The sequence below is a fragment of the Stenotrophomonas sp. genome (assembly GCF_035634915.1).
Classification (GTDB): Bacteria; Pseudomonadota; Gammaproteobacteria; order Xanthomonadales; family Xanthomonadaceae; genus Stenotrophomonas.
Map to the genome: position 1 here is coordinate 49,345 of NZ_DASQCB010000011.1, position 6,106 is coordinate 55,450.

At 68.0% G+C, this 6,106-nt stretch carries 6 protein-coding genes; 3 read left to right on the forward strand and 3 right to left on the reverse strand.

The features are described from left to right. Positions 1-78: 78 nt before the first annotated feature. Entirely contained in the window at positions 79-1,584 is a 1,506-nt protein-coding gene (locus VER16_RS09325) for a helicase HerA-like domain-containing protein (protein WP_324807447.1), read from the reverse strand. 123 nt (positions 1,585-1,707) lie between these two features. On the opposite strand from VER16_RS09325, the gene VER16_RS09330 reads away from it, so the two are divergent. Beyond that, positions 1,708-3,315: a transglycosylase SLT domain-containing protein gene (locus tag VER16_RS09330; RefSeq protein WP_324807449.1), complete on the forward strand. Its 1,608-nt coding sequence runs from the start codon at positions 1,708-1,710 to the stop codon at positions 3,313-3,315. Between the two features lie 18 nt (positions 3,316-3,333). Beyond that, the gene (locus VER16_RS09335; protein WP_324807451.1) at positions 3,334-3,681 is read left to right on the forward strand and encodes a ribonuclease E inhibitor RraB; all 348 of its coding nucleotides are present in this window, start codon (positions 3,334-3,336) and stop codon (positions 3,679-3,681) included. A gap of 68 nt (positions 3,682-3,749) precedes the next feature. Here the strand turns inward: VER16_RS09335 and asd are convergent, their stop codons facing one another. Together asd and VER16_RS09345 are read right to left on the reverse strand one after the other, a co-directional pair. Further along, positions 3,750-4,592, reverse strand: coding sequence for an archaetidylserine decarboxylase (gene asd, locus VER16_RS09340; RefSeq protein WP_324807453.1), 843 nt, complete (start codon positions 4,590-4,592; stop codon positions 3,750-3,752). Continuing rightward, on the reverse strand, positions 4,589-5,239 hold the full coding sequence (locus tag VER16_RS09345) for an SCO family protein (RefSeq protein ID WP_108769482.1): 651 nt from the start codon (positions 5,237-5,239) through the stop codon (positions 4,589-4,591). The genes asd and VER16_RS09345 overlap by 4 nt, the downstream gene beginning before the upstream one ends. A 122-nt stretch (positions 5,240-5,361) precedes the next feature. On the opposite strand from VER16_RS09345, the gene prmB reads away from it, so the two are divergent. After that, positions 5,362-6,106: 50S ribosomal protein L3 N(5)-glutamine methyltransferase (gene prmB, locus VER16_RS09350; protein WP_324807457.1), on the forward strand; the 745-nt coding region annotated here is incomplete at its 3' end.

Genomic DNA, 6,106 nt, shown 5'->3' on the forward strand with positions numbered 1-6,106 from the left:
GTACGACTTCTTCTCAGGAAATGGAGTAAGGGTCAGAGCCCTTCCTGCCGGAAGGGCTCTGACCCTGGCGGGGGGGAATCAGCGCTTGCCGCCGAAAATGCCGCCGAGGATGCCGCGCACGATCTGGTTGCCCAGCTTGGTGCCCACCGTGCGCGTGGTCTGCTTGGCCATGGTTTCGATCATGCCCTGGCGGCGCTTGGTGCCGAAGATGGCGTCCTTGATCGACTGGCCGAAGCCGCCTTCCTGCGCGTCGTCCTGCTCGCGGCTGCGGGCAGCCGGTGCCGCAGCCTGCTCAGTGGCCTTCTGCGCGCGCTGGGCCAGCAGTTCGGCGGCCGATTCACGGTTCACTGCCGTGTCGTAGCGGGTGCCGACCGGGCTGCCGGCACGCACCTGCGCACGCTCGGCATCGGTGATCGGCCCCATCCGGCAACGCGGCGGGGCGATCATCGTCTGCTGCACCGGCATCGGCACGCCCTTGTCCTGCAGTGTAGAGACCAGCGCTTCGCCGGTACCCAGCTGGCTGAGGGCCTTGGCTACGTCCAGTTTCGGGTTGGGTACGAAGGTCTCGGCGGCGGTCTTCACCGCCTTCTGGTCGCGCGGGGTGAAGGCGCGCAGCGCGTGCTGCACGCGGTTGCCGAGCTGGCCGAGGATGTTGCCCGGCACGTCGTCGGGAAACTGCGAGCAGAAATACACGCCCACGCCCTTGGAACGGATCAGCCGCACCACCTGCTCGATGCGCTGCACCAGCGAGGCCGGCGCATCGTCGAACAGCAGGTGCGCCTCGTCGAAGATGAAGACCAGCTTGGGCTTTTCCAGGTCGCCCACTTCCGGCAGCTGCTCGAACAGTTCCGACAGCAGCCACAACAGGAAGGTGGAATAGAGCTTGGGCTTGAGCACCAGCTGGTCGGCGGCGAGGATGCCGACCACGCCGCGGCCGTCGTGGTTGACCCGCATGATGTCGGCCAGCTCCAGGGCGGGTTCGCCGAAGAAGCCTTCGCCGCCGTCCTGGGCCAGGCGCAGCACCGAACGCTGGATGGCGGCGATCGACTGCGCGCTGACCAGGCCATACTCGGTGGAGATGTCCTTGCGCTCCTCGGCCACCAGGCCGAGCAGGGCGCGCAGGTCGTCCATGTCCAGCAGCAGCAGGCCGCGGTCGTCGGCCAGCTTGAACACGATGTCGAGCACGCCGGCCTGGGTGTCGTTCAATTCCAGGATGCGCGCCAGCAGGGTCGGGCCCATCTCGCTGATGGTGGTGCGCACCGGGTGGCCGAGCTTGCCGTACAGATCCCAGAACACGGTGGGGCTGCCTGCAGGCGCGTAGTCGGCCACGCCGATCCCGGCGGCGCGCTGCAGCAGGGCATCGGCACCGGTGCCGGGTACGGCCAGGCCGGATACATCGCCCTTCACGTCGGCCAGGAACACTGGCACCCCCAGCCGCGAGAAGCCCTCGGCCAGGGTCATCAGGGTCACGGTCTTGCCGGTGCCGGTGGCGCCGGCCACCAGGCCATGGCGGTTGCCGAGTTTCGGCAGCAGGGTGACAGCCACATCATCGGTGATGCCTTTGCCGAGCAGAATCGGATCCATGGTCCAGCCCTTGTGGTGAATGCGCCCAATGTTAACCGCCGACGGTGGCGGGCCGACGGCCGGGTTGCCCGGACCTTGGCGGCACCGCTACTCTGCCTGCCTGTTTCGCACACAGTGCCACCAATGCCCGTTCCTGTCCTGATTTCCCGTGGTTGGCCGCTGCTGGCGCTTGCCGGCCTGGCGTCCTTGGCCCCCGACGCCCATGCGCAGCGTGTTTCGGCGCGGGACCAGGCCAAGGTCGATGCGCTGCAGCAGCGCATGGCCACCGCCGAGAAGCGCTACAGCGATGCCCTGCTGCTGGTCGCCAATGCCGACCCCAAGGGCAGCAACGAAGCCGATGCCGCGCTGGAGGACATGGAAGATGTCATCAGCGAATGCGTGAAGCAGAAGGGCTGCCAGATGAGCAACATGCTGGCCACCTACAAGCGCCTGCTGAAGCGTGATGCCGACGCGGCCGCCAGCGATGACAGCGCCGACGAGGGCGGCGACCGCCTGGAGGCCGACCCGGACCACGTGGGCCCGCTGACCGCCGACGTGCCTGAAGCGGCCCGCGCCGCGGCCCTGCTCAACGACAAGCGCCACGCCTTCGACACCATGGTCGAGTACAACCCGGCCGTGCAGGCGGGCATCCGCCGCTGGCTGACTGATATGCGGCCGGCCCTGCTGACCAGCTACGAGAACTACCAGAACCTGCGCGCGGTGATGTGGCCGGAGTGGGAAAAGCGCGGCCTGCCCGAGGCGCTGCTGTTCGGCATCATGGCCAAGGAATCCAATGGCCGCGTGCATGCCTCCTCGCGTGCTGGTGCGGCCGGCCTGATGCAGTTCATGCCGGCCACCGGCCGACGCTTCGGCCTGGGCCCGGACGGCACCGGCTTCGATACCCGCTTCGATGCGCGCAGCGCCGCCGAAGCCAGCGCCAGCTATCTCAACGAGCGCCTGCGCGAACTGAACAACAACGTGGAAATGTCGGTGGCCGCCTACAACGGCGGTGAAGGCCGCGCCGCGCGCGTGTTCAAGCAGAGCGGCGGGCAGAGCTTCTGGACCGACAGCGTCTACAACCAGTTTCCCGGCGAGACCAAGGACTACGTGCCGATGGTGATCGCCGCGGCGTGGATCTTCCTGCACCCGCAGCAGTACGGCGTGGAGTTCCCGAAGATCAGCGCGCAGCCGGCCACCCTGCGCCTGGCCAAGTCCACCACCATCTACGAGCTGACCATCTGCCTGGGCAGCCACGGCACGCGTGACGGCTACATGCGCGCGCTGCGCAACCTCAACCCGCGCTACGAAGCCGATGGCTGGATTCCGGCCGGCACGCTCATCAACGCCACCACCCGCATCGCCGGGCTGTACCAGCGCAACTGCGTAAGCGGCCCGCGCGCGGACCTGGCCCGCACCCTCATCACCGCCGATCTGAACGCGGCCATCGTGCGCCCGACCGCGGCCAGCTACACCGGCAGCGTGGCGGTGGGCGGCGTGGTGCCGCTGGCTGACCCGAACGCCAGCGCCACGGTGCCGACTGCACCGACCGCGCCGGTCGCCGCACCGCGCCCCGCAGCGCCCAAGGCCAAGCCCGCCAAGACCTACAAGGTCGGCAAGGGCGATACCCTGGGCCGCATCGCGGCGAAGTTCCAGTGCGAAGTGCCGACCCTGGCGCGCGCCAACGGCCTGAAGGCCCCCAGCTACAGCCTGCGCCCTGGCCAGGTGCTGAAGCTGCAGGGCTGCGACAAGTAACCGAACCGGAAGAGAGCCATGGACCTGGAAGCCACCCGCGATCTGTTCGCCAACCTGCGCGAGAACACCGACTGGGATCTCGCCACGCCCCTGCTGTGGGGCTATTACTTCGTGCATTCCACCCCGGATCGCCTGCAGGTGCTGGCGACCACGCTGGCATCCCAGGGCTATGAGGTGGTGGAACTGTTCGAACAGGAGCCGGAGGAGGGCGACGCGCCCTTCCATGTGCTGCACGTGGAGCGCGTGGAGATCCACGACGAAGCGTCGCTGGACCTGCGCAACCAGGAACTGGCCGCCCTGGCCAGCCAGACCGGCGTGGAAGACTACGACGGCGTCGACGTCGGCCCGGCCCCGACCCTGCAGTAATAAAAAGGGGACGGAGGGGATTAAGTCGTTTGTGCCACAAACGACTTAATCCCCTCCGTCCCCTTTTTTCAGCGCAGGGTTGCCAGCGCCTGGCCCAGCTGCACCGGGCTTTCGGCGCCCAGCTGCGGGGCGAATTCGGCCACGCCCGGCGGCAGCAGCACGATCACGGTCGAGCCGTAGTTGAAGCGCGCCATTTCGGCGAAACGCTCCAGCACGATGCGCTGGCCACGGTAATCCTTGCGGGTGATGCGGTCGCCGTAGGCCGGGATCTCTTCGCCGCTCCACACCGTTTCCACACCGGATACCAGCAGCGCGCCGACCATCACGCTGACCATCGGCCCGAAGCTGGTGTCGAAGTGGCACACCAGCCGCTCGTTGCGCGCAAACAGGCGCGGCACGCCGTTCACCGCGGCCGGGCCGACGCTGAACAGGCGGCCCGGCACATGCACGGTCTCGCGCAGGGTGCCGGTCCACGGCATGTGCACGCGGTGGTAGTCACGCGGGGACAGGTACACCGTGGCGTACAGGCCGTCGTTGTACGGCTTGGCGTCCTCGTCGCTGCCCAGCAGCTCGGCGGCGGTGAAGGACTGGCCCTTGGCCTGGAAAATGCGGCCGGCTTCGATCTTCCCCAGCTGGCTGATGCGGCCGTCGGCCGGCATCACCAGGCTGCGCGGATCGGCATCGGCCACGCGCGCGCCCGGCTTCAGGGCGCGGGTGAAGAACTGGTTGAAGGTCGGGTAGCTGCGCGGGTCCGGGTTGGCCGCTTCGTCCAGGTTGACGTTGAACTTGCGGGTGACCGTGTCGATCAGCCAGCGCGACACGCGCGGGTCGTCCGAGTACGCCAGAGAGCGCGCCATCGAAGACAGCAGGCGGTGGGGCAGGGCGTACGTCAGGGCGGTGGTCAGGTTCATGGTGCGGATTTCTCGGTCAGCTTCTGCAGGTCGCGGGCGATGGCCGGCGCGTTGAACGGGGGCCGCACCAGGCCGGCAAGGCGGCCCTGCGGGTCGAGCACGGCCAGGCTGGCCGAGTGCTCGACGGTGTAATCCTCGGGATTCTCGTCGAAATGCTTGCCCGGCACCTTCTGGAACACGAAGCCCAGCGAGGTGGCGAAGCGTTCCAGCGAGGGGATGTCGGCGGTGGCGGCCAGGGTGTCCTTGTGGAAGCCGTGCACGTACTCGCCCAGGCGGATGGCGTTGTCACGGTCCGGGTCCACCGACACGAACAGTACGCGCGGGCGCAGCGTGTCGGGCAGGGCTTCCCACTGCTTCTGCGCACCGGCCAGCTCGGCCAGGGTGGTGGGGCACACGTCCGGGCAGAAGGTGAAACCGAGGAATACCAGGGTCCAGTGGCCCTTCAGCTCGCCGGGGATCAGCCGGGTGCCGTCGGACTGGGCCAGGTTGAAATCGGGCAGCTCGCGGGTGTGCGGGTACAGGGTGATCGCTTCGGTGGCCGGCTGGTTGGCCGGCGGCTTCGGCGCGAACACCTGCTGCGCGGCCAGCAGGCCCAGGCCCGCCGCCAGGGCGATCAGCAGGATGATGCCGACGTTGCGATTGAACATGGGAGCCCCCGCAGGAAGTAATCCCCATCATACCGGCTGCAGCCTGATCGTTTCCGTCGCAACGGATGCCGCCGCGGGCGCCAGCCTCTATAATCGGGGGCCACTTTGCCCGCAGTACCGCCATGACCGCTGAAACGGCCGCCGAACTCCACACGATCATCGACCTGATCCGCTACGGCACCAGCCGTTTCAACGAAGCCGGGCTGACCTTCGGGCACAGCTACGACAACGCCCTGGACGAGGCCACCCAGCTGGTGCTGCACAGCCTGCACCTGCCGCACGACCTCGGCCCGGCCTACGGCCAGGCCCGCCTGCTGCAGGCCGAGAAGGTCCGCGTACTGGAACTGTTCCAGCGCCGCATCGACGAGCGCGTCCCGGCCGCCTACCTGACCGGTGAAGCCTGGTTCGCCGGCCTCAGCTTCAAGAGCGATTCGCGCGCCCTGGTGCCGCGTTCGCCGATCGCCGAGCTGATCGAGTGCGGCTTCGAACCGTGGCTGGCCGGCCGTGACGTCAGCCGCGCGCTGGACCTGTGCACCGGTTCGGGCTGCATCGCCATCGCCATGGGCCACTACTACCCGAACTGGGAAGTGGACGGCGTCGACCTGAGCGATGACGCGCTGTCGCTGGCCGAAGAGAACAAGGAACGCCTGCAGGCGCACAACGTCACCCTGCTGAAGTCGGACCTGTTCAACGGCCTGACCGGCCGTCACTACGACCTGATCGTCACCAACCCGCCGTACGTCACCAACGACGAGACCGATGCCCTGCCGCAGGAATACTCCTACGAGCCGGAAATGGGCCTGCGTGCCGGCGACGATGGCCTGGACCTGGTGCTGAAGATCCTGCGCGACGCCCCGCTGCACCTCA